Origin of the sequence: Flagellimonas olearia, from assembly GCF_009184425.1 — a bacterium.
Taxonomy (GTDB): Bacteria; Bacteroidota; Bacteroidia; order Flavobacteriales; family Flavobacteriaceae; genus Flagellimonas; species Flagellimonas olearia.
Map to the genome: position 1 here is coordinate 1,242,377 of NZ_WELG01000002.1, position 20,791 is coordinate 1,263,167.

At 44.1% G+C, this 20,791-nt stretch carries 22 protein-coding genes and 1 tRNA gene; 17 read left to right on the forward strand and 6 right to left on the reverse strand.

Annotation, left to right across the window (positions count from 1 at the left end):
* The first annotated feature begins 11 nt into the window (after positions 1-11).
* The gene (locus F8C76_RS14985) at positions 12-641 is read left to right on the forward strand and encodes a hypothetical protein (RefSeq protein WP_152132475.1); all 630 of its coding nucleotides are present in this window, start codon (positions 12-14) and stop codon (positions 639-641) included.
* Here F8C76_RS14985 and F8C76_RS18750 read toward each other — a convergent pair.
* The 3 genes from F8C76_RS18750 to F8C76_RS14995 form a co-directional block, all read right to left on the reverse strand.
* On the reverse strand, positions 638-784 hold the full coding sequence (locus F8C76_RS18750) for a hypothetical protein (RefSeq protein ID WP_170284040.1): 147 nt from the start codon (positions 782-784) through the stop codon (positions 638-640). The genes F8C76_RS14985 and F8C76_RS18750 overlap by 4 nt on opposite strands.
* A 106-nt stretch (positions 785-890) precedes the next feature.
* Positions 891-2,282, reverse strand: a complete 1,392-nt coding sequence (locus F8C76_RS14990) for a sugar porter family MFS transporter (protein ID WP_152132476.1) — start codon at positions 2,280-2,282, stop codon at positions 891-893.
* A gap of 35 nt (positions 2,283-2,317) precedes the next feature.
* Positions 2,318-3,559 (reverse strand): 3-deoxy-D-manno-octulosonic acid transferase, encoded by a 1,242-nt coding sequence (locus F8C76_RS14995; RefSeq protein WP_152132904.1) that lies wholly within the window; start codon positions 3,557-3,559, stop codon positions 2,318-2,320.
* Between the two features lie 82 nt (positions 3,560-3,641).
* Here F8C76_RS14995 and F8C76_RS15000 point away from each other — a divergent pair, with 82 nt between their 5' ends.
* The 6 genes from F8C76_RS15000 to odhB all read left to right on the forward strand — a co-directional run bounded on the left by F8C76_RS15000 (position 3,642) and on the right by odhB (position 11,748).
* The gene (locus F8C76_RS15000) at positions 3,642-4,796 is read left to right on the forward strand and encodes a DegT/DnrJ/EryC1/StrS family aminotransferase (RefSeq protein ID WP_152132477.1); all 1,155 of its coding nucleotides are present in this window, start codon (positions 3,642-3,644) and stop codon (positions 4,794-4,796) included.
* Positions 4,797-4,798: 2 nt separating this feature from the next.
* Complete coding sequence (gene galE, locus F8C76_RS15005) at positions 4,799-5,815, forward strand: UDP-glucose 4-epimerase GalE (protein WP_152132478.1); 1,017 nt, start codon at positions 4,799-4,801, stop codon at positions 5,813-5,815.
* Positions 5,816-5,946: 131 nt separating this feature from the next.
* A complete protein-coding gene (locus F8C76_RS15010; protein ID WP_152132479.1) occupies positions 5,947-7,224 on the forward strand; it encodes a metal-dependent hydrolase family protein in 1,278 nt (425 codons plus the stop codon).
* 32 nt (positions 7,225-7,256) lie between these two features.
* Positions 7,257-7,613 (forward strand): hypothetical protein, encoded by a 357-nt coding sequence (locus F8C76_RS15015; protein WP_152132480.1) that lies wholly within the window; start codon positions 7,257-7,259, stop codon positions 7,611-7,613.
* 97 nt (positions 7,614-7,710) lie between these two features.
* A complete protein-coding gene (locus F8C76_RS15020; protein ID WP_152132481.1) occupies positions 7,711-10,509 on the forward strand; it encodes a 2-oxoglutarate dehydrogenase E1 component in 2,799 nt (932 codons plus the stop codon).
* Between the two features lie 21 nt (positions 10,510-10,530).
* The gene (gene odhB / locus F8C76_RS15025) at positions 10,531-11,748 is read left to right on the forward strand and encodes a 2-oxoglutarate dehydrogenase complex dihydrolipoyllysine-residue succinyltransferase (protein WP_152132482.1); all 1,218 of its coding nucleotides are present in this window, start codon (positions 10,531-10,533) and stop codon (positions 11,746-11,748) included.
* Positions 11,749-11,793: 45 nt separating this feature from the next.
* Here odhB and F8C76_RS15030 read toward each other — a convergent pair whose 3' ends face one another.
* Positions 11,794-12,234, reverse strand: a complete 441-nt coding sequence (locus tag F8C76_RS15030) for a retropepsin-like aspartic protease family protein (protein ID WP_152132483.1) — start codon at positions 12,232-12,234, stop codon at positions 11,794-11,796.
* 102 nt (positions 12,235-12,336) lie between these two features.
* On the opposite strand from F8C76_RS15030, the gene F8C76_RS15035 reads away from it, so the two are divergent.
* From F8C76_RS15035 to F8C76_RS15080, 10 genes are all read left to right on the forward strand, one after another.
* Positions 12,337-13,104 (forward strand): TatD family hydrolase, encoded by a 768-nt coding sequence (locus F8C76_RS15035; protein ID WP_152132484.1) that lies wholly within the window; start codon positions 12,337-12,339, stop codon positions 13,102-13,104.
* A gap of 3 nt (positions 13,105-13,107) precedes the next feature.
* The gene (locus tag F8C76_RS15040) at positions 13,108-14,139 is read left to right on the forward strand and encodes an asparaginase (protein ID WP_152132485.1); all 1,032 of its coding nucleotides are present in this window, start codon (positions 13,108-13,110) and stop codon (positions 14,137-14,139) included.
* 66 nt (positions 14,140-14,205) lie between these two features.
* Positions 14,206-14,293, forward strand: a tRNA-Ser gene (locus F8C76_RS15045).
* Between the two features lie 78 nt (positions 14,294-14,371).
* The gene (locus F8C76_RS15050; RefSeq protein WP_116217164.1) at positions 14,372-15,106 is read left to right on the forward strand and encodes a MotA/TolQ/ExbB proton channel family protein; all 735 of its coding nucleotides are present in this window, start codon (positions 14,372-14,374) and stop codon (positions 15,104-15,106) included.
* A gap of 27 nt (positions 15,107-15,133) precedes the next feature.
* Positions 15,134-15,571, forward strand: coding sequence for a hypothetical protein (locus tag F8C76_RS15055; RefSeq protein WP_129655592.1), 438 nt, complete (start codon positions 15,134-15,136; stop codon positions 15,569-15,571).
* Between the two features lie 11 nt (positions 15,572-15,582).
* Positions 15,583-16,188, forward strand: coding sequence for an ExbD/TolR family protein (locus F8C76_RS15060; RefSeq protein WP_129655590.1), 606 nt, complete (start codon positions 15,583-15,585; stop codon positions 16,186-16,188).
* A 14-nt stretch (positions 16,189-16,202) separates the two neighbouring features.
* Positions 16,203-16,685 carry an ExbD/TolR family protein gene (locus tag F8C76_RS15065; RefSeq protein WP_116217167.1) on the forward strand — a complete coding sequence of 161 codons (483 nt, stop codon included), beginning with the start codon at positions 16,203-16,205 and terminating at the stop codon, positions 16,683-16,685.
* Positions 16,686-16,841: 156 nt separating this feature from the next.
* Positions 16,842-17,465: an ExbD/TolR family protein gene (locus F8C76_RS15070; RefSeq protein ID WP_152132486.1), complete on the forward strand. Its 624-nt coding sequence runs from the start codon at positions 16,842-16,844 to the stop codon at positions 17,463-17,465.
* Between the two features lie 6 nt (positions 17,466-17,471).
* Positions 17,472-17,939 carry an ExbD/TolR family protein gene (locus F8C76_RS15075; RefSeq protein WP_152132487.1) on the forward strand — a complete coding sequence of 156 codons (468 nt, stop codon included), beginning with the start codon at positions 17,472-17,474 and terminating at the stop codon, positions 17,937-17,939.
* An 82-nt stretch (positions 17,940-18,021) separates the two neighbouring features.
* Complete coding sequence (locus F8C76_RS15080) at positions 18,022-18,714, forward strand: porin family protein (protein ID WP_152132488.1); 693 nt, start codon at positions 18,022-18,024, stop codon at positions 18,712-18,714.
* Here the strand turns inward: F8C76_RS15080 and F8C76_RS15085 are convergent.
* Together F8C76_RS15085 and rpoN are read right to left on the reverse strand one after the other, a co-directional pair.
* Positions 18,709-19,311, reverse strand: coding sequence for a hypothetical protein (locus F8C76_RS15085; RefSeq protein WP_152132489.1), 603 nt, complete (start codon positions 19,309-19,311; stop codon positions 18,709-18,711). The genes F8C76_RS15080 and F8C76_RS15085 overlap by 6 nt on opposite strands.
* On the reverse strand, positions 19,311-20,768 hold the full coding sequence (gene rpoN / locus F8C76_RS15090) for an RNA polymerase factor sigma-54 (protein WP_152132490.1): 1,458 nt from the start codon (positions 20,766-20,768) through the stop codon (positions 19,311-19,313). Before rpoN ends, F8C76_RS15085 begins: the two co-directional genes overlap by 1 nt.
* Positions 20,769-20,791 lie beyond the last annotated feature (23 nt).

The window sequence follows — 20,791 nt, forward strand, 5'->3', positions numbered from 1 at the left end:
AACCACTTGCCATGAAACTACAATTTGTTGCTTTAAGTCTTTTACTATTCTCGGGTTGTTCCACGGCTAAATTGGTGGGTACATGGAAAAATCCAGATCATGTAATCTTTGATGCCTATAAAGTGCTCGTGGTGGGTATGGCCAAGGATGAAAATGTACGGATGGACTTTGAGAGCAAACTGGTCAAGAAATTGGAGGATAAAGGGGTAGAGGCCATGCGCAGCATTGATATTTTTGATGTGGAGTTCACTACATCCCAAAAGTCGGAAGAAGAGCTGTCCGAAGTGGAAGAGCAATTGTTGGACAAAGATTTTGATGCTATCTTGTTTACCAAGATCCTAAAGGCCGATAGCAAGCGTACCCTAAAGGAAAGAATCAACAATATTGATAGGATGTTCATGCGGTTCAGTACCGATTATCTGGAACATCAAGACATCTACTATGACCCGGAGTCCTATGATTCCTTCAATATATACCATCTAGAGACCTCCCTGTACTGTATATGTATAGGAAAGGAAAGGGAGTTGATTTGGAGGGGTAATATAGACGTAACTGAATCCCCAAAGGTTGAAAAGACCATTGATGCCTACATCAAGCTGATCACCGATGAGATGGAGAGGCAGGATATCATTTTTTATTAACCCAATCCAAAGGCATCCAGCACTCCTAAAATATCCAGGATAATACAAACGGGAATCGCGATCAGGATAATAACCAGGACAAAGACCATGAACCGCAAGAAAGCAACCATGAGTTTATTGCCAAAAGAAACTTCATCAGTCATAATAGTGTAATTTCCTATCAAGGTAAGGAATTATTCAGGTAACTGTCACGTTCTGTGGATCTATATTCGATTAACGGAATGGTTTTTCGTATGTGCCGTATCCCAACTAAGAAGTCCTGTTCTTTTTTCCGCTGAGCAGTTTTCCCAGTTCCTCCAGACTAGCTCCTTTGGTCTCGGGCATCATAAAAATCACCCAGAACAATTGCAGGACCATCATAAAGGCAAAGAAGATGAAAATGGGCCAAGGATTGTCCTTGAAAATCCCGATTTCTGCATCCAGGAACGTTGGGGTGATCAAGGTGATGAGGGCAGCGAACACCCAGTGGGTTCCGGTTCCCCATGACTGCCCATAGGAGCGAACTTTGTTCGGGAATATCTCCGAAATGAACACCCATATGACGGCCCCTTGTCCAACAGCATGTGATGCAATGAAAATAAGGATGAAAATGAGGAGTAGCACCGAGCTTGCACTGGAATAAAAACACCATGCCACCATGGAAAGACTAATGATATAGCCGATGGAACCCATGTATAGCAATTGTTTGCGTCCCAGCTTGTCTATCAGGGAGATTCCCACGAAAGTGAAAATAAGGTTGATGATGCCGATGGATATGGAGCTGAAAAGCGATTCCCCCGAAGCCAATCCAGCACGCTCCAATATTTCCGGCGCGTAGTACAGTACAAAATTGATTCCCGATAGTTGGTTGAAAGCAGCGATCAAAAAGGCCAGAATAAGCGGTCGGTTGTATTTGCCCGAAAAAAGGTTGTCCTTTTGTTTTTGTGTGGTTTCCTGAAGGGACACCTTTATCTGGGCAAGATGGACTGTGGCCTGATCTTGATCAATACCCAATAAAGTCAAAGAACGTAGAACGATGGCCTCTTTGTGGTCTTTGAGCAAAAGCCATCTGGGACTATGGGGAATCTTAAGGACCATAAGGGTATAGATCAGTGCGGGAAGTCCCTCAATGCCCAACATCCATCGCCATGCGACCCCTTCATTGAAAATGGCCCCGATCAAAGAATTGGAGACAAACGCAATCAGGATTCCAAAGACAATATTGAATTGATAAAGGGCGGTAAGTCTTCCGCGGTTTTCCGGGGTAGATATTTCAGAAATGTACACAGGTGCCGCTACCGATGAGATACCCACACCAACACCTCCAATAAATCTAAAGAAGGAAAAACTATAAGCTTCAGGAGCCAAGGCGGAACCAATCGCAGAGATAAAGTAGAGTGCCCCTACCCAGAACAAGGTTTTTTTTCGTCCCCATCGGTCACACGGAATACCGCCCAAAAGAGAGCCCAAAACCGTTCCCCAAAGCGCCATGGACATGATAAAAATACCATGGAAGGTAAAAATGGAATCCCCCAAAAACCAATTGGTGCCCCATAGGTCCTTTATGGGTTGGTTGGCCCCGGAAATGACCACAGTGTCAAATCCAAATAGAAAACCCGCCAAAGCAGCGGTCAAAGAGATTCTGAAAATGCGTTTGTCCATATGGGTCAGTTTTAGCTAAAACTAACCAAAAAAAATTAAAGTATTTGGTCTATGTGCACCATAATCAGTGGAGTAGCTCCAACGTTTTGGGTGATGTAGGTCGAGTTGATTTTTCCTGTGTTTTCCAAAACATCAGGATTTTCGATGAAGTTATCCAATACGGATTTGAGTTCGTTTTCCGCGGATACGGGAATCACTCCCTTCAAGGCTACAAGGTCTTCGGCTTCTTTAAAACCTTCGTAGTTGGGGCCAATGACTACCGGGATGCCGTAAACAGCGGGTTCCAAGGTGTTGTGTAGCCCCGTGGCGAAACCTCCTCCCACATAGGCCATCTCGGCATAACTGTAAATTTTGGTGAGCAGGCCAATGGTGTCAATGATCAGCACATCAAAATCCATAAGATTCTGGTTGTCAATGTTGGAATAGCAGATGGTTTTTTTGGAAATGGACTCCGATAGTTGGTCAATATGATCTTGCTTTATTTTGTGCGGAGCAAGCACAAATTTTACCCCTTTATCAGATGAGTTGATATAATCTGCCAAAATCTTCTCGTCTTCCGGCCAAGTGCTCCCTGCTACCAAACAAGGTTGGCTTCCTTTGAATTGTTCCATAAAACCCAGATGGTTGTCTCGCTTCAGGATTTCTTGTACTCGGTCAAACCGGGTGTCGCCACTCACCGTACTATTGGCAAAACCAATGGACTGCAATAAGGTTTTTGAGGTGTCATCCTGAACAAAGAAATGGGAAAAACTATGCAAGCTGTTTCGCATAAAACCGCCATAGGGTTTAAAAAAGACCTGTCGTTTGGAGAATATGGCAGAAACCAACAAAGTGGGAATCTTCCGTTGTTGTAGTTGGTGCAAGTAGTTGGGCCAAATTTCGTACTTGATGAAAATGGCCATGACCGGATTCACCAGATCCACAAATTGCGATGAATTGGAATGGGTGTCCATGGGGAGGTATACCACCACATCGGCGGCAGAAGTATTCTTTTTCACCTCATAGCCCGAAGGTGAAAAAAAGGAAAGCACAAGTTTGTGGTTAGGATATTGCTGCCGCAATTGCTCCAAAATGGGCAATCCCTGTTCAAACTCTCCCAGCGAGGCTACGTGCATCCAAATGCATTTGGAATTGGGGGTGATGGAGGACCGTAGTTGGTCAAAGGTGTTTTTTCGACCCGAAACAAATAGTCTCATCTTGGGTTGGAACAATGCAATGCCCTTCAGGACCAACCAAGAAAGATGCGTTAGGATGTTATAGATAAAGCGTAGGGCCATCATATTCCGCTAAAATACATTCTTTCGGGAATAGCACATTATGGGATCTTTATTTCTTAATTTTGAACCATAACTTATCAGCATGAAAAAAATACAGATGGTCGACCTTCAAGGCCAATACCAGGGCATCAAAAATGAGGTCAACGATTCCATAGCCGAAATCTTGGATTCTTCGGCATTTATCAACGGTCCGCACGTGCATGCCTTTCAAAAGGAACTGGAGGAATACTTGGGGGTAAAACATGTAATTCCATGTGCCAATGGCACGGACGCCCTTCAAATTTGTATGATGGGATTGGGGTTGCAGCCCGGAGACGAAGTAATCACGGCCGATTTTACCTTTGCGGCCACCGTTGAGGTAATCGCCCTTTTGAACCTTACACCTGTTTTGGTGGATGTGGAACCCGATACTTTCAATATTGATGTCAAGGCCGTGGAAAGGGCCATTACCCCAAAGACCAAGGCCATTGTGCCAGTGCATTTGTTTGGCCAATGTGCCAACATGGATGCTTTAATGGATTTGGCCAAGAAGCACGATTTATATGTGATTGAAGACAATGCCCAAGCCATTGGCGCTACCTATACTTCAGCGGATGGGAAAAAACAAAAGGCGGGAACCATAGGTCATGTAGCATCGACTTCCTTCTTTCCATCAAAGAATTTGGGCTGTTATGGCGATGGTGGTGCCATCTTTACCAATGATGATGAGTTGGCCCACACACTAAGGGGTATGGTGAACCACGGGATGTACACGCGTTACTATCATGATGTGGTTGGGGTAAACTCGCGGTTGGATTCCATCCAAGCGGCCGTGTTAAGGGCGAAACTTCCAAAATTGGATACTTACAATAAGAGGCGTTGGGAAGCCGCATCCAAGTATTCCAAAGCCTTTCAGGGGCAAGAGCATATTGTGGCCCCCAAGATTGTCTGCGGATGTGATGATGGTCAAAATGTATGTGATTGTCATGTGTTCCACCAGTACACCTTGAAGATCTTGAATGGTAAAAGAGATGGATTGGTGCAACATTTAAACGATAACAACGTGCCATGTGGGGTGTATTATCCCGTTCCCTTGCATAAGCAAAAGGCGTATGCGGATACCCGGTACAATGAAGCCGATTTCCCGGTCACCAATCAATTGGTGAATGAGGTGATATCGCTTCCAATGCATACCGAGTTGGATGATGAGCAAATCCAATTTATAACCGATTTGGTTATAGATTTCGTAAACCGTTAAACATGAAAATACTGGTAACAGGAGGATTGGGATACATAGGTTCCCATACTGTTGTTGAACTGCAGAACGAAGGTTTTGAAGTGGTGGTGATAGACAACCTCTCCAATTCTTCCATTACTGTTTTGGATGGTATTAAGGCCATTACGGGAAAGAAACCCATTTTTGAGGAGCTGGATCTTCGGGAGAAGTCCAAAGTCCAGGATTTTTTCAAAAGACATGATGATATTGCAGGTGTGATTCACTTTGCAGCATCCAAAGCTGTGGGGGAAAGTATGGAAAAGCCCTTGCTCTATTACGAAAACAACCTTGGGGTTTTGGTGTACATTCTTCAAGAATTGATCAAAAAGAAGAGTGCCAGTTTTATTTTCAGTTCCTCTTGTACCGTGTACGGCGAAGCTGATGAGATGCCCATTACGGAAAACGCTCCAGTTAAATCGGCGGAATCACCGTATGGAAACACAAAGCAGGTTGGGGAAGAGGTCATATCCGATACGTGTCGGGTAAACCCCAATTTGAAAGCTATAGCGCTCCGTTATTTTAACCCTATTGGAGCACATCCGTCGACCCAAATAGGGGAACTTCCTATTGGGGTGCCGCAGAATTTGGTGCCCTATATCACCCAAACGGGTGTTGGACTAAGGGAGCAACTATCCGTGTTTGGGGATGATTACCCAACCCAGGATGGTACATGTATCCGAGACTATATACATGTGGTGGATTTGGCCAAGGCCCATGTGATAGCTTTGCAACGATTGATCCAAGGGGACAATCAAGAAAACTATGAAGTCTTTAATCTGGGTACTGGAAAAGGAAGCTCAGTGTTGGAAGTGATCAAAAGTTTTGAACGTGTATCGGGAAAAACCCTTAATTACAAAATAGAGCACAGAAGACCCGGTGATGTGGTACAGGCTTATGCAAACACCCAAAAAGCAAATGAGGTTTTGGGCTGGAAAGCCAAGTCAACATTGGATGAAGCCATGAAATCCGCATGGGATTGGGAGTGTAAAATCAGAAGTTGAAAAATTTTATCTCAATAATAAAGCCTGTCTTTTGACGGGCTTTTTTTGGTTAAGGCCCAATGGTTTCGTTTTTAGGTTATCATGCAAGGGATGCTTACATTAGTCAAACTAATTGACTAAACTTTTTGAAAATGAAAAAACTTATCTTCCTTTCTCTCTTACTTTTTGGTACTGTGGCACTGGCTCAGGAAACCTACCTCCATTGTGGTCGCCTATTGGATGTAAAATCGGGTAAAATGCTCTCGGAAAAAACCATAGTGGTTTCTGGAAATTCAATCAAATCCATTGAAAATGGATACAAAACTGGTGGCGCGCAAGATGTGGTCGTGGACTTAAAGGACAAGACCGTACTTCCGGGTTTCATTGATATGCATGTGCATATTGAAGGACAATCCAGCCCCAATACCTACATCCAAAGATTTACCCTGAATGATGCCGATGTGGCCTTTCAATCCACCGTATATGCCAAGAACACTTTGATGGCAGGATTTACCACAGTTCGTGACTTGGGAGGAAGCGGAGTGAACATTGCACTTCGAAATTCCATAAACAAAGGAGTTATCGTAGGGCCTAGAATTTTTACCGCCGGTAAGGCCATAGGGACAACCGGTGGCCATGCAGACCCGACCAATGGCATGAAAAAAGATTTGATGGGAGATCCCGGCCCCAAAGAAGGTGTGGTGAATTCGGAAGAAGACGGTAAAAAGGCGGTAAGACAACGCTATAAAGATGGGGCGGATGTCATTAAGATTACCGCTACCGGAGGTGTGCTCAGTGTGGCCAAGAGTGGACAGAATCCGCAGTTTACCATTGAAGAGATAAAGGCCATAACGGAGACTGCAAAAGACTACAATATGCTTACGGCGGCCCATGCCCATGGTGATGAAGGGATGCGAAGGGCTATTTTGGGAGGGATTAAAACGATAGAACATGGTACCCTGATGAGTGAGGAAACCATGGACCTTATGGTAAAACACAATACGTTTTTGGTGCCTACGATCACCGCTGGAAAGGAAGTGACCGAGAATGCCAAAAAACCTGGATACTTCCCTGATGTGGTGGCCAAGAAAGCCAGTGAGATAGGACCAAAGATCCAGGCCACCTTTCAGCTTGCCTATAAGAAAGGAGTGCCTATTGCCTTTGGGACCGATGCGGCCGTTTTTCCACATGGGGAGAATGCAAGGGAGTTTGTATATATGGTAGAGGCCGGGATGCCCGTGGTCGAGGCCATCAAGTCTGCGACCATAACCAATGCCGAACTTTTGGGAATGGGGGATAATCTTGGGCAGCTTAAAGCCGGTTTTTTGGCTGATATCGTGGCCGTGGGCGAGAACCCTGAGGATGATGTGAATACGTTGAGGAATGTGGTTTTTGTGATGAAAGAAGGGGAAATATTCAAGTCCGAGTAAATCCTTTTTAACGGATTGGACGTACATACCATATGCTGTCCAAATTTAATAACAGTCTGGAACTATTGGAAGTGGCCCAAAAGGAGCAGCTGTACCAAAACCTTTTGGTGCAGCTGGAAAAGGATTTTGGTCTGGCCAATATATCATTGAAGATCCATAAGGACATTGCACCTTCCGAGCTGAAAAGCCTTCTGCATGAGAAAATCTATGTGCTCATGGTGGAAAAGTTTTCGGAATACCTCAATCTGCTTTATGTGGTGGATATCCCGGAGGAAGCGGTTCGCAATATGCCCCTTTCCGATGTGGTTGACCTGTCCGCCGAAGTATCGTTCCTGCTTTTGAAAAGGGAATGGCAGAAAGTTTGGTACAAGCATAAATATAACACCTAAAACTTTTTTTTGATTAAATGCAACTTTGTAGGCCAACTGTTGTATTTGTTGTATTTTTGATAAAATTTTTAGATAGGTTTTTAGCTATTAGCTGTCCATGGACAAATATTCATTTTTAAACGCAGCGCACACCTCATTTTTTGCGGAGCTGTACGATAAATATCTTACGAACCCCGATAGTGTGGAGCCCAGTTGGAGGGCTTTTTTTCAAGGATTTGATTTTGGAATGGAAAGTTCCTTGGAAGATCTGGGGATTGATTCAGGCAATACCGGCACGGTAATCTTAGCCAATGGAAAACAGGTGGAAATGCCCGAGACCCTCCAAAAGGAGTTTCAGGTTATCCGCTTGATTGATGGCTACCGTTCCCGGGGCCACCTCTTTACCAAGACCAATCCGGTCAGGGAAAGACGGAAATATGAGCCCACTTTGGACATTGCCAACTTTGGCTTGTCCGAGGCGGATATGGGGACTGTTTTTGATGCAGGGAAAATTCTGGGTATAGGGTCTGCCTCTTTGAAGGAGATCATTGCCCATTTGGAGCGCATTTATTGCGATTCCATTGGAGTGGAGTATATGTACATACGTACCCCGGAGCGCATTCAGTGGATCCAGGATTGGCTCAACGTAAACGACAACCATCCCAATTTCAGTCCGGAAGAAAAGAAGAGTATTCTCAGGAAGTTGAATGAAGCGGTTTCTTTTGAAAGCTTTTTGCATACCAAATATGTAGGACAGAAACGATTCTCCCTTGAAGGTGGGGAATCTTTGATTCCTGCTTTGGATGTCATCATTGAAAAGGCAGCCGAAAGAGGGGTGAAACAGTTTGTGATGGGAATGGCCCACCGTGGTCGTTTGAACGTGTTGACTAACATCTTCGGAAAATCCCCAAGGGACATTTTCAGTGAGTTCGACGGAAAGGACTACGAAGAAACCATTTTTGACGGGGATGTGAAATATCACCTCGGGTGGACTTCCAAGCGGGAAACCGATTCAGGGAAAATGGTGAACATGAACATTGCACCCAACCCTTCGCACTTGGAAACCGTGAATGCCATTGTAGAGGGGATAACCCGTGCAAAGCAAGATCGTGACCATGCCGACAATGTATCGGAAGTGTTGCCTATTTTGGTGCATGGCGATGCAGCTTTTGCAGCTCAGGGCGTGGTGTATGAAATCATACAAATGGCCCGTTTGGATGGCTATGCCACCGGAGGGACCATTCATATTGTAGTGAATAACCAGATCGGGTTTACCACCAATTATCTGGATGCCCGTTCCTCTACCTATTGTACCGATGTGGGCAAGGTTACCCTATCCCCCGTATTGCACGTCAATGCGGATGATGCCGAAGCTGTGGTCCATGCCTCCCTTTTTGCATTGGAGTATAGAATGCGATACAAACGCGATATTTTCTTGGATCTGTTGGGCTACCGAAAATATGGGCATAATGAAGGGGATGAACCAAAGTTCACCCAACCTTTGTTGTATAAATCCATATCCAAGCACCAGAACCCAAGGGATATTTATGCGGAGAGATTGATTGCTGAGGGCGTCATTGATAAAGACTACGTTAAAAATCTCGAGGAAGAATATAAAAAGAACTTGGAGGAAGATCTTTTGGATTCCAGAAAGATTGAGAAAACAAGAATAACCCCTTTCATGCAAGATGAATGGGGAGGGTTTGGCCAAGTGACCGAAGAGACCATGTTGGAAACCATGGATACTTCGTACAACTTGGAAAAATTGACGGAGATTGCCCGAAGCATCACCGTGCTTCCCGAAGGAAAAAAATTCCTAAGAAAACTGGAGCGATTGGTCGAAGCACGTCATAAGATGTACTTTGAGGACAACCAGTTGGATTGGGCCATGGGTGAACTTTTGGCCTACGGATCGTTGATCGAGGAAGGCTTTGATGTGCGTATGTCCGGCCAAGATGTGGAACGGGGAACTTTCTCGCACCGTCATGCCGTGATCAAAACCGAGATGCATGAAGAAGAGGTAACTTTGTTGAATGAACTTGGGGACAACCAAAATGGGAAGTTCCATATCTATAATTCCTTGCTGTCGGAGTATGCGGTAATGGGCTTTGATTATGGGTATGCCATGGCAAGTCCCAAGACCCTTGCCATTTGGGAGGCCCAATTTGGGGATTTCAGTAACGGGGCTCAGATCATCATAGACCAATACCTATCTTCAGCTGAGGATAAGTGGAAGTTGCAGAACGGTTTGGTGCTTTTGTTGCCGCACGGATATGAAGGACAGGGTGCTGAGCACTCTTCGGCACGTATGGAGCGCTACCTTCAGTTGTGTGCCAAGGACAATATGTACGTGGCGGATGTCACCACCCCTGCCAACTTGTTCCACCTGCTTCGTAGGCAGATGAAGGCCGATTACAGAAAACCGTTGGTGGTATTCACGCCAAAGAGTTTGTTGCGTCATCCTAAAGTGGTTTCTTCCAAAGAGGAAATGGCCAATGGAAGTTTCCAAATGGTAATCGATGATAGCGAAGCAAGTGCAGCCAAAGTAAAAACATTGGTGTTCTGTACCGGAAAGTTCTATTACGATCTTTTGGACAAGCGGGAAGAATTGAAACGGGACGATGTGGCCTTGGTGCGTGTGGAGCAGTTGTTCCCATTGCCAACTGCTGAAATGCAGAAGGTCATCAAGAAATATAAAAATGCGGACGACATTGTTTGGGCCCAGGAAGAACCGAGGAACATGGGGGCTTGGGGACATATGCTGATGCATTTTGACGAAGCCAAAAAATTTAGGGTGGCCTCACGTAGATTTTATGGAGCTCCCGCTGCAGGAAGTGCGGTGCGTTCCCAAAGACGTCATGCCCAAGTGTTGGAGTATGTCTTTGATAAGAGTAAGGACAATATGTTAATTCGATAATAAAGTATAAACGCGTATAGCATGGTATTAGAAATGAAAGTTCCCTCTCCTGGGGAATCCATTACAGAGGTTGAGATAGCCGAATGGTTGGTCGAGGATGGAGATTATGTGGAAAAGGATCAAGCCATTGCAGAGGTTGACTCGGACAAGGCAACATTGGAGCTTCCTGCGGAAGAAAGTGGAATTATTACCCTAAAGGCCGAAGTTGGGGATGCCGTGGCCGTAGGTGAAGTGGTGTGTCTTATCGATACCAGCGCCGAAAAACCCGAAGGGAGTGCTCCAAAGGCAGGAGCGAAAGAAGAACCTAAAAAAGAGGAGCCCAAAGCGGAGCCAAAAAAGGCAGAGCCTGCCAAGGAAACCTATGCTTCAGGAACGCCTTCGCCAGCAGCCAAAAAGATTTTGGATGAAAAAGGTATTGAGCCTTCATCCGTTTCCGGTTCTGGAAGGGATGGTCGCATTACCAAGGAAGATGCTGTGCAAGCGGTTCCATCCATGGGTACGCCCACAGGAGGAAGTAGGGGAGAGACCCGCTCCAAACTGTCCATGCTACGTAGAAAAGTAGCCGAGCGTTTGGTGTCCGCCAAAAATGAAACTGCGATGTTGACCACTTTCAATGAAGTGGATATGTCGCCCATCTTTGAATTGCGCAAGCAGTACAAAGAAGAGTTCAAGGATAAGCATGGTGTAAGTTTGGGCTTTATGTCCTTCTTTACCAAAGCGGTGATCCGAGCGTTGCAAATGTATCCTGCCGTAAACTCCATGATCGATGGAAAGGAAATGATCACCTATGATTTCTGTGATATCAGTATTGCTGTTTCCGGACCCAAAGGTCTTATGGTGCCTGTAATCCGAAATGCGGAGAACCTAACCTTTAGAGGTGTGGAAGCTGAGGTGAAACGTTTGGCCATCCGTGCCAGGGAAGGTGAGATTACGGTAGATGAAATGACCGGCGGAACCTTTACCATTACCAATGGTGGGGTGTTCGGTTCCATGCTGTCCACACCTATCATCAACCCACCACAAAGTGGAATCTTGGGAATGCACAACATTGTGGAGCGTCCTATTGTAAGGGATGGCGGTATTGTTATTGCGCCCATTATGTATGTGGCCCTGTCGTATGACCATAGAATCATCGATGGAAAAGAATCCGTTGGTTTCTTGGTGGCGGTCAAGGAAGCTTTGGAAAGCCCGGTAGAGTTGTTGATGGATGGTGATGTGAAGAAAGCTTTGGAGCTATAAATTTGTCACCTCGAGCGTAGTCGAGAGGTCTTAAAATAACAGCCTTTACTTTTTTAAGTAGAGGCTTTTTTTATCATAATCAATTACCGCTTTTCCCTTTTTAAGGATATCAGCCCCAATGATACCGTCCACTGGCAATGCATTGTGGGAGGTAAGGGCCTTGTTTACATGGACCAGGTCAAAGAGTACTATCTTGAGTCGGCTTTTTTTCCAATCCCCTATCTTGATTTTGTTTTTGGTGGAGACCAAGGTTTCCATTTCAGTGGCTCCGGCTCCCGCAGCTTTTACATCCGAGGCTTCGGACACCATATTGAAAAAAGCTGTTTTGTCCATTCCTACGCAGGTGTTTGAAGCGCCTGTATCCAAAATGAATCTGCCGGTGACCCCATTGATTTTGGCGGCAATTTCAAAATGGTTGGTCTCGGTGAGGGTTAAGGGTATCTTGGTGTAGCTTTTGGTTTTGAGAAACTTTTTGAGTGACGCCATGGTATTGATGGGATGATGTGATCTTTAACGCAATCAATGAATGCTTACGTTTTATTCAGGCACAAAGTTTTGGGGCATCTAAGATAAGCCTATTTTTGCGATATGATCATAACCGATACCCATACCCATTTATATAGTGAGGCCTTTGAAGGGGATAGGGATGAAATGATGCGGCGCGCCCTCGATGCCGGGGTGGAACGCTTTTTTATACCCGCCATCGATTCAACCTATACCCAATCCATGTTGGATTTGGAGTCCAACTATCCCAAAAATGTATTTTTGATGATGGGATTGCATCCTACCCATGTGAAGGAAAACTTTAAGGATGAACTGGCCCATGTCGAGGAATGGTTGTCCAAACGGAAGTTTTATGCTGTGGGGGAAATCGGTATAGACCTGTATTGGGACAAGACATTTTTAAAACAACAGCAAGATGCATTTGTATATCAAATCCGTTTGGCCAAAAAACACCAATTGCCCATTGTAATCCATTGCCGGGAGGCTTTTGATGAAATCTTTGAGATTTTGGAACAGGAAAAAGGGGATGACCTATATGGGATTTTCCATTGTTTTACGGGAACTTTGGAACAAGCGCATCAAGCCATTTCCTATGGAATGAAATTGGGGATTGGAGGAGTGACCACGTTCAAGAATGGAAAAATCGACCAGTTTTTAGGTCAAATTGATTTGGAACACATCGTCTTGGAGACCGACTCGCCTTATTTAGCGCCGATTCCCTATAGGGGAAAGCGAAATGAAAGTGCTTATATTGTTGAGGTTCTGGAGAAGCTGTCCCTCATATATGGCAAATCCATTGAGGAAATCGCAGAGGTGACCACGGAGAATTCCAAAAACGTATTTGGCATATAACCCATGAAGGAAAAAAACCATATTCTGCTTATCTATACCGGGGGTACCATTGGTATGGTCAAGGATTATGAGACCGGGGCCTTGAGAGCTTTCAATTTTGAGGAGCTCATCAAGAATATTCCCGAACTGAACCAGTTGGATTGCACCCTGACCGGCATATCCTTTGAAAAACCCATTGATTCTTCCAATATGAATCCTGCGTATTGGGCGCAGATAGCTTCCATGATTGAGGGGCATTATATGGATTATGATGGCTTTGTGGTACTGCATGGCAGCGATACCATGAGTTATTCTGCATCGGCTTTGAGCTTTATGTTGGAGAACCTGGCCAAGCCCGTGATTTTTACAGGATCCCAATTGCCCATTGGGGATTTGCGTACAGATGCCAAGGAGAATCTGATCACCTCCATCCAAATTGCGGCCCTTAGGGAGAAAGGTAAGGCTGTGGTGCAGGAGGTGGGACTGTATTTTGAATACAAGCTGTACCGTGCCAATAGGACCACCAAGATCAACGCGGAACATTTTGAGGCATTTGCTTCCTTGAACCATCCACCTTTGGTGGAATCGGGTGTGCACCTGAATGTGCATTATGCCAACCTATTGCCGAAAATTTCCAAACATAAGGCCTTGCAGGTCCATAAGAATATGGATGATCATGTGGCCATCTTGAAACTATTTCCCGGACTTAACAAGGAAGTCTTGCAATCGGTCTTGAACATTCCCGGTCTTAAGGCGCTTGTTTTGGAAACCTACGGGGCCGGAAATGCTCCAATGGATACGTGGTTTTTGGACGAATTAAGAATTGCCATAAAAAAGGGTTTACATGTTATTAATGTAACTCAGTGCTCTGGGGGCAGCGTATCCATGGGTCATTATGAGACCAGTGAAAAGCTTCGGGAAATGCAACTGGTTAATGGAAAGGATATTACAACGGAGGCGGCTATAACCAAGGCTATGTACCTATTGGGGACTGGTGTTTCGGGCAAATTGTTCAAAACTATTTTTGAAACCTCACTGCGCGGTGAAATGCTGTAAAATTAACGTGTCAAATTTCTAAAACTGATTATTTTTTCGTTTATTGGTCGACCCAATTGGGAAAATAGAGAGGTGGCCGAGTGGTCGAAGGCGCACGCCTGGAAAGTGTGTATACACCAAAAGTGTATCGAGGGTTCGAATCCCTTCCTCTCTGCTAGGTATTTTAATTTTTCAATTATAAAATTTTTATATCTTTAACATTATTAACTAACTAAATTTAAGTTTGAGAAAAATGAAAAAAGTATCCTTTACTCTGGCTGCTGCCGGAATGTTTGTTTTGGGAACAACAACTGCATCGGCTGCCATGTTGCAAGAAGAAGCTGCTGCTGAAGCCAGCAAAGGTTTCACCCAAGTATTGAAAGAACAGTTTATCCAAGGGGGTCCTGCCTTCATGGGTATCGTATTGCTTTGTTTGATATTGGGATTGGCTGTTGCCATTGAAAGAATTATTTATTTGAATTTGGCTACCACAAACTCTGCCAAGCTTAAGCAACAAGTTGAAGATGCCTTGGCTTCCGGTGGTGTTGAAGCGGCCAAAGAAGTATGTAGAAATACAAAAGGTCCTGTTGCTTCCATCTTCTACCAAGGTTTGGATAGAGCTGGAGAAGGTTTGGAATCTGCAGAAAAAGCTGTTGTGGCTTATGGAGGGGTTCAAATGGGACAGTTGGAGAAAAACGTTTCTTGGTTGTCTCTATTTATCGCTATTGCTCCTATGCTTGGGTTCATGGGTACGGTAATCGGTATGATTCAGGCCTTCCAGAAAATCGCGGCTGTGGGTAACTTGAGCGCATCTTTGATCGCCGGTGATATCCAGGTAGCATTGTTGACCACGGTATTTGGTCTTATTGTTGCGATCATCCTTCAGATTTTCTATAACTATATCATTGCTAAAATCGATAGTATCGTAAACGACATGGAAGATTCCTCCATATCATTGATTGATATGTTGGCAGCTCACAAGAAATAATTACGAAACCAAAAACTATCGAGAATCATGAATAAAGTAATAAAAATAGCACTCATTGTCATCGGGTTGGTAGCGGCCGTTCTTTGGTTCTCTTTGCCTTCTGCTGATGACCCAGGTGCCATCAATAGTGGTGCCATGAACTTTATGTTCATCATCATGTACATCTTGTTGGCCATTGCAGTGGTGTCAGCGGTATTTTTCGGATTGAAAAAACTGCTTACTACGCCTGGAAGTATTAAGAAAGCCCTGTTCGCCATCGGTGGACTGGCTATAGTAGTAGCAGTATCTTATGGACTTTCCTCTAACAACATGGCTGTAGTTGAAGCTATGTCCTCAAGAGGTATAGAAACTACTGAGGGTACTGTAAAGAATATTGGAATGGGACTAAATGTCTTCTTCATCCTAACGGTAGTGGCCGTACTTCTTATGGTGTTGCCAGGGTTGAAGAAAATGTTCGTCAAGTAAAAAGCTGAATTATGCCTAGAAGAAAAGGAGCACCGGAAGTAAATGCCGGTTCCATGGCGGATATTGCGTTCCTCTTGCTGATCTTTTTCTTGGTTACCACAACCATTGAAACAGATGCAGGTTTGGATCGTATGTTGCCGCCCATAGAGCCGCCAGAAACGGACGTAATCATTAGACAGAAGAACATTTTTACGGTTAATATCAATAAAAATGGACAGCTGTTGGTGGAAGATGAGCTGATGAACCTGAAGGACTTGAGGAAGGCTGCAACAGCATTCTTGGAGAACAATGCAGACGGTTCCTGTAGCTATTGCAAGGGAAGAAAGGATGCAGCTTCATCCGATAATCCAACAAAAGCGATCATCTCTTTGAAGAATGACCGGGAGACCAAATACAGTACCTACATTACCGTACAGAACGAGTTGGTAGGTGCCTATAACGATTTGCGTAACCGTGAGGCCCAACGTTTATTCAACAGGGACTTTACAGAGATGGAATCTGAGTACCTTAACCCAGAAACTCCCACTGCAACGCGGGACGATTTGAAGGATAAGGTGAAACGTATTCAGGATATGTTTCCACAGAAACTATCCGAAGCGGAAACATCAACCAATTAAAACTAGAATTTAATATGGCTAAGTTTACAAAAAAGAAAGATGGGGATTTGCCAGCGGTATCTACCGCGTCACTTCCAGATATTGTCTTTATGTTGCTGTTCTTTTTTATGACGGTAACGACCATGAAAGATAGTTCCCTATTGGTTGAGAATACACTTCCCAATGCAACTGAAATCAAAAAGTTGGAGAAAAAGGATCGTGTGATCTATATCTACGTTGGAAAGCCCACCCAGGAATACCAAAGTGTTTTTGGGACTGAACCAAGGATTCAATTGAATGACAAGTTTGCGAATGTAGACGAGGTTGGATCTTACATCTTGGCCGAACGCGCCAAGAAACCACAGGAACTTCAAAATGTATTGACTACTGCTCTAAAGGTTGATAAGAACGCCAATATGGGTCTTATCACCGATATTAAACAACAACTAAGAGAAGTTAATGCCCTTAAGGTCAATTATACGACCTATGAAGGGGATGCGTTTAATAACTTGCAGTAAACAATAACTTAGATTTAGTGGGAAACGCTCCAAATTGTAAGATTTGGGGCGTTTTTTGTTTGTAGGTAACTTCCCTTTCTCTGTTTTGGAATAGTTGTTGTGATGTATGTTCCTGAGAACCAATAAGGAATATTAATCCCAGCTAAACCTTAAGTTATGAACAGAAACAGAGAGAATCCCGAAGTAAATGCGGGGTCAATGGCAGATATTGCTTTTCTGCTATTGATCTTTTTCTTGGTAACCGCAACCATACAGACCGATGTTGGTCTGGACCGAAAACTACCTCCCAAGGAAACCATTCCTCCTCCTCCCGTAAATGAACGTAATATATTTAGAGTAAGCCTAAATAAAAATGACGAGCTCTTTGTGGAGGATGGTATTATGAAATTGGAAGATCTTAAAGTGGCTGCAATGGCATTTTTGGACAATGGAGGCGCTTCAAAAGGAGATGAGAATCATTGTGGGTATTGTAAGGGAACAGGAAGCCCTGATGCTTCCGATAACCCTGTGAAGGCCGTCATATCGTTCAATAGTGATCGCGAAGCTTCGTATGGAATGTATGTAAGCGTTCAAGATGCATTAACCGCAGCCTACAATGAATTACGGAACAGGGAATCCCAAAGACTTTATGGGAAGAACTATGTGGATATGGAGGAATCGTATTATTCCGGTGAAATGTCCGATGAGGAGAAGATGGCCTTACAACGGGAGATTGAAACGATTCGGGAGATGTTCCCAATGAAACTTTCTGAGGCAGAAACCATATCCAAACTAAACTAAGACATTATGAAAAGCATTAGAAATAATAAAAAAGCACAGCCTGCCATATCAACGGCAGCTTTACCGGACATTGTTTTTATTTTATTGTTCTTTTTTATGACGGTCACTACAATTAAGTCCGAAACGCTGTTGGTGGACAATAACTTGCCCCAGGCGAACCAAGTAAAAAAGCTAGAGAAAAAGGATAGGGTTATTGAAATATATGTTGGAAGGCCCAATCAAGATTTGGCAAAAGTATTGGGGTCAGAACCAAGAATCCAGTTGAACAATAAAATTGCCCATATGAGTGAAGTGGGTCCCTATGTTTTACAGGAACTGGCACAAAAGCCCGATGCCATTCGAAACCTGGTCACCGTTTCCCTTAAAATAGATAAGGATGTAAATGTTGGGGTGGTGTCAGATATAAAGGAGGAACTGCGTAAAGTCAACCTGCTTAAGGTAAACTATACCGTCTTCCAAGGAAATCCATTATAGGGAAAACTTTGGGGAAAAGAGTAGAGTTAAAAACAATCCAAATGTGTAATTTGGGTTGTTTTTTATTTTGGAGAGCATTGTAATGAAGCAGTATGTAGTTTTGACCCTATTGTCGTTTTCCTTTTTTGTGGCACAATCACAAGAAGTACAGGATTCCATTGTGGATGTAAATAGGCGCTATCTGGAAGATCAATTTTATATCGGGTTGGGGTACAACCTCCTGTTCAATAGACCGGAAAATACCGTACAGCGTAACCTTTCCTATAACCTTCAGGCCGGCTTTATCAAAGATATCCCGCTTAATTATAGAAGGAATGTAGGCTTGGGAATTGGTGTGGGGTATGCGGTAAACTCCTACTACAGCAACATTGTGGCTATCAAGACAAACAATATTGTTTCCTATGAGGTCATGGATCAAGCCGATTTTAACCGCAGCAAACTGGAAACCCATGCCGTTGAGTTTCCCTTGGAACTGAGATGGAGGACCTCGACGGTTGAAGAATATAAGTTCTGGCGTATATATGCCGGCGTTAAACTGGGGTATGTGTTTTCAGGAAGATCCAAATTGGTCATGGAAGGTGGTTCAACCAGTTTTTCCAATGACGATATCCAGCCTTTCCAATATGGGCTCATGTTCAACTTTGGATACAATACCTGGAATATCCATGCCTACTATGGTCTAAGTCCCTTACTGGAAGAAACCGCTCAACTACCGTCTGGGGAAAAAATAGATACAAGGGTGCTTCGTATTGGTTTGATCTTCTATATTCTATAACCAATACTTTAAAATGATCAGTTGGGAGCAGATTCCCACCAGAAATCCTATCAGTAATTCAGCTTTGTTGTGGGCCTGTAGATACAGTCGTGAAGTAGCCACCAATCCCGTACATAGGGTGAAAATACTAATGGCCAAGGTAATGTTCACTTCAAAATGGATGCTAAGGCCTATCATGAACATTAAAACACTTCCCATGCCCAAAAGGTGCATGCTGGTCTTAAACTTCAGGAAAAGGAGGATAAGGGCTGTTGCAGAGGCAGTAAGCAAGCCAATGAAGAAGTAGAATAGCTCATGCACGTAATTGTTGGGGATGACTTTGTACAATATCATCAAAAATAAAGCACAGCTGATATAGAGCGGGTACTTTCGTTCCTGAAGGGTAGGTAGGAAAATGGAATGGATCACTCCCAAATTTTTCAGGATCAGAAAAAAGATGATCGGGATGATTACGGTGAGGATAAAAATGGGTAGGATGTTCCCGCTTTGAATCTCCAAAGTGCTGTAAGGAGCTACTAAAAAATAGAGTATGGTTCCTCCTACAGGGATGAACAGTGGGTGAAAAAGGTAGGAGACAATGTTGAAGAAGTGGCGCATTAGATTTCCTTTCTTAACCTGGCCACCGGGATGCCCAATTGTTCCCTGTACTTGGCCACGGTTCTTCGAGCTATGGGGTAGCCACGCTCTTTCAGGATTTTTGCCAGTTTATCATCCGTTAACGGCTTTTTCTTTTCCTCATCGCCAATAACGGTCTCCAATATTTTTTTGATTTCCTTGGTGGATACATCTTCTCCCTGCTCATTCTTCATGGCTTCGGAAAAGTAATCCTTGATAAGTTTGGTCCCATAAGGCGTATCAACGTATTTGCTGTTGGCCACACGGGAAACCGTGGAAACGTCCATGTCTATTTGGTCTGCAATGTCCTTAAGGATCATGGGGCGCAATTTTCGCTCATCACCAGTCAAAAAGTATTCTTTTTGATAGTTCATGATGGTGCTCATGGTCACAAATAGGGTTTGCTGCCGTTGCTTGATGGCATCAATGAACCATTTGGCCGCATCCAACTTTTGCTTGATGAAAAGAACGGTATCCTTCTGCGATTTTGATTTTTCCTTGGAATCCTTATACCCTTGGAGCATGTTGTTGTACTCTTTGGAAACATGCAGTTCAGGGGCATTTCTTCCGTTCAGGGTGAGTTCAAGCTCCCCATCCACGATCCGAATGGAAAAGTCGGGGACAATGTGTTCAATCATCCGGGTATTGCCCGAATAGGAGCCACCCGGTTTGGGGTTCAGTCTTTCAATTTCGGAAATGGCAGCTTTGAGCTCTTCTTCACTGATGTGGTACTTTTGGATGAGTTTGGCGTAGTGCTTTTTGGTGAATTGATCAAACGATTTTTCCAAGATGTTGATGGCCAGTTCAACCGAGGGTTTTTGTTCCTTGCGCTTGAGCTGGATGATCAAACACTCGTCCAGGGATCTTGCTGCTACCCCTGGGGGATCCAACTCTTGGACCACTTTGAGGACAGATTGAATCTTTTTCTCATCCACATAGATGTTTTGCGTAAAGGCCAAATCATCCATGATGTCGGCAATGGGACGTCTTATATATCCGCTTTCATCCACACTTCCCACCAAGAATTCGGCAATTGCCCATTCCTCATCATCCAAATAAACCGTGTTGAGTTGGTTGATCAGGTGTTGGTTGAAAGAAGTGCCGGCCGCATACGGAATGCTTTTTTCCTCATCGTCTGCGCTGTAGTTGTTCGTTCGGGTCCTGTAATCCGGGATTTCATCATCACTCAGATAATCATCAATATTGATATCCTCTGCGGAAATGGTCTCATTGTCCGATGAATCATCGTAGGTGTCCTCATAAACATCATCCATGACATCGCTCTCCGCCTTTCCACTCTCAAGGGCGGGATTCTCCTCCAGTTCCTGCTTCAATCTCTGCTCAAATGCCTGTGTGGGCAATTGAATGAGCTTCATGAGCTGAATCTGCTGTGGAGACAGTTTCTGGGAAAGCTTAAACTGTAGATGTTGTTTTAGCATGGGGATTGATTTACAATCTTCCT

Bases quoted from the DNA above. Each gene is read 5' to 3' on its own strand.
- F8C76_RS14985 (WP_152132475.1), top strand. From the start codon at position 12: ATGAAACTACAATTTGTTGCTTTAAGTCTTTTACTATTCTCGGGTTGT.
- F8C76_RS18750 (WP_170284040.1), bottom strand. From the start codon at position 784: ATGACTGATGAAGTTTCTTTTGGCAATAAACTCATGGTTGCTTTCTTG.
- F8C76_RS14990 (WP_152132476.1), bottom strand. From the start codon at position 2,282: ATGGACAAACGCATTTTCAGAATCTCTTTGACCGCTGCTTTGGCGGGT.
- F8C76_RS14995 (WP_152132904.1), bottom strand. From the start codon at position 3,559: ATGGCCCTACGCTTTATCTATAACATCCTAACGCATCTTTCTTGGTTG.
- F8C76_RS15000 (WP_152132477.1), top strand. From the start codon at position 3,642: ATGAAAAAAATACAGATGGTCGACCTTCAAGGCCAATACCAGGGCATC.
- galE (WP_152132478.1), top strand. From the start codon at position 4,799: ATGAAAATACTGGTAACAGGAGGATTGGGATACATAGGTTCCCATACT.
- F8C76_RS15010 (WP_152132479.1), top strand. From the start codon at position 5,947: ATGAAAAAACTTATCTTCCTTTCTCTCTTACTTTTTGGTACTGTGGCA.
- F8C76_RS15015 (WP_152132480.1), top strand. From the start codon at position 7,257: ATGCTGTCCAAATTTAATAACAGTCTGGAACTATTGGAAGTGGCCCAA.
- F8C76_RS15020 (WP_152132481.1), top strand. From the start codon at position 7,711: ATGGACAAATATTCATTTTTAAACGCAGCGCACACCTCATTTTTTGCG.
- odhB (WP_152132482.1), top strand. From the start codon at position 10,531: ATGGTATTAGAAATGAAAGTTCCCTCTCCTGGGGAATCCATTACAGAG.
- F8C76_RS15030 (WP_152132483.1), bottom strand. From the start codon at position 12,234: ATGGCGTCACTCAAAAAGTTTCTCAAAACCAAAAGCTACACCAAGATA.
- F8C76_RS15035 (WP_152132484.1), top strand. From the start codon at position 12,337: ATGATCATAACCGATACCCATACCCATTTATATAGTGAGGCCTTTGAA.
- F8C76_RS15040 (WP_152132485.1), top strand. From the start codon at position 13,108: ATGAAGGAAAAAAACCATATTCTGCTTATCTATACCGGGGGTACCATT.
- F8C76_RS15050 (WP_116217164.1), top strand. From the start codon at position 14,372: ATGAAAAAAGTATCCTTTACTCTGGCTGCTGCCGGAATGTTTGTTTTG.
- F8C76_RS15055 (WP_129655592.1), top strand. From the start codon at position 15,134: ATGAATAAAGTAATAAAAATAGCACTCATTGTCATCGGGTTGGTAGCG.
- F8C76_RS15060 (WP_129655590.1), top strand. From the start codon at position 15,583: ATGCCTAGAAGAAAAGGAGCACCGGAAGTAAATGCCGGTTCCATGGCG.
- F8C76_RS15065 (WP_116217167.1), top strand. From the start codon at position 16,203: ATGGCTAAGTTTACAAAAAAGAAAGATGGGGATTTGCCAGCGGTATCT.
- F8C76_RS15070 (WP_152132486.1), top strand. From the start codon at position 16,842: ATGAACAGAAACAGAGAGAATCCCGAAGTAAATGCGGGGTCAATGGCA.
- F8C76_RS15075 (WP_152132487.1), top strand. From the start codon at position 17,472: ATGAAAAGCATTAGAAATAATAAAAAAGCACAGCCTGCCATATCAACG.
- F8C76_RS15080 (WP_152132488.1), top strand. From the start codon at position 18,022: ATGAAGCAGTATGTAGTTTTGACCCTATTGTCGTTTTCCTTTTTTGTG.
- F8C76_RS15085 (WP_152132489.1), bottom strand. From the start codon at position 19,311: ATGCGCCACTTCTTCAACATTGTCTCCTACCTTTTTCACCCACTGTTC.
- rpoN (WP_152132490.1), bottom strand. From the start codon at position 20,768: ATGCTAAAACAACATCTACAGTTTAAGCTTTCCCAGAAACTGTCTCCA.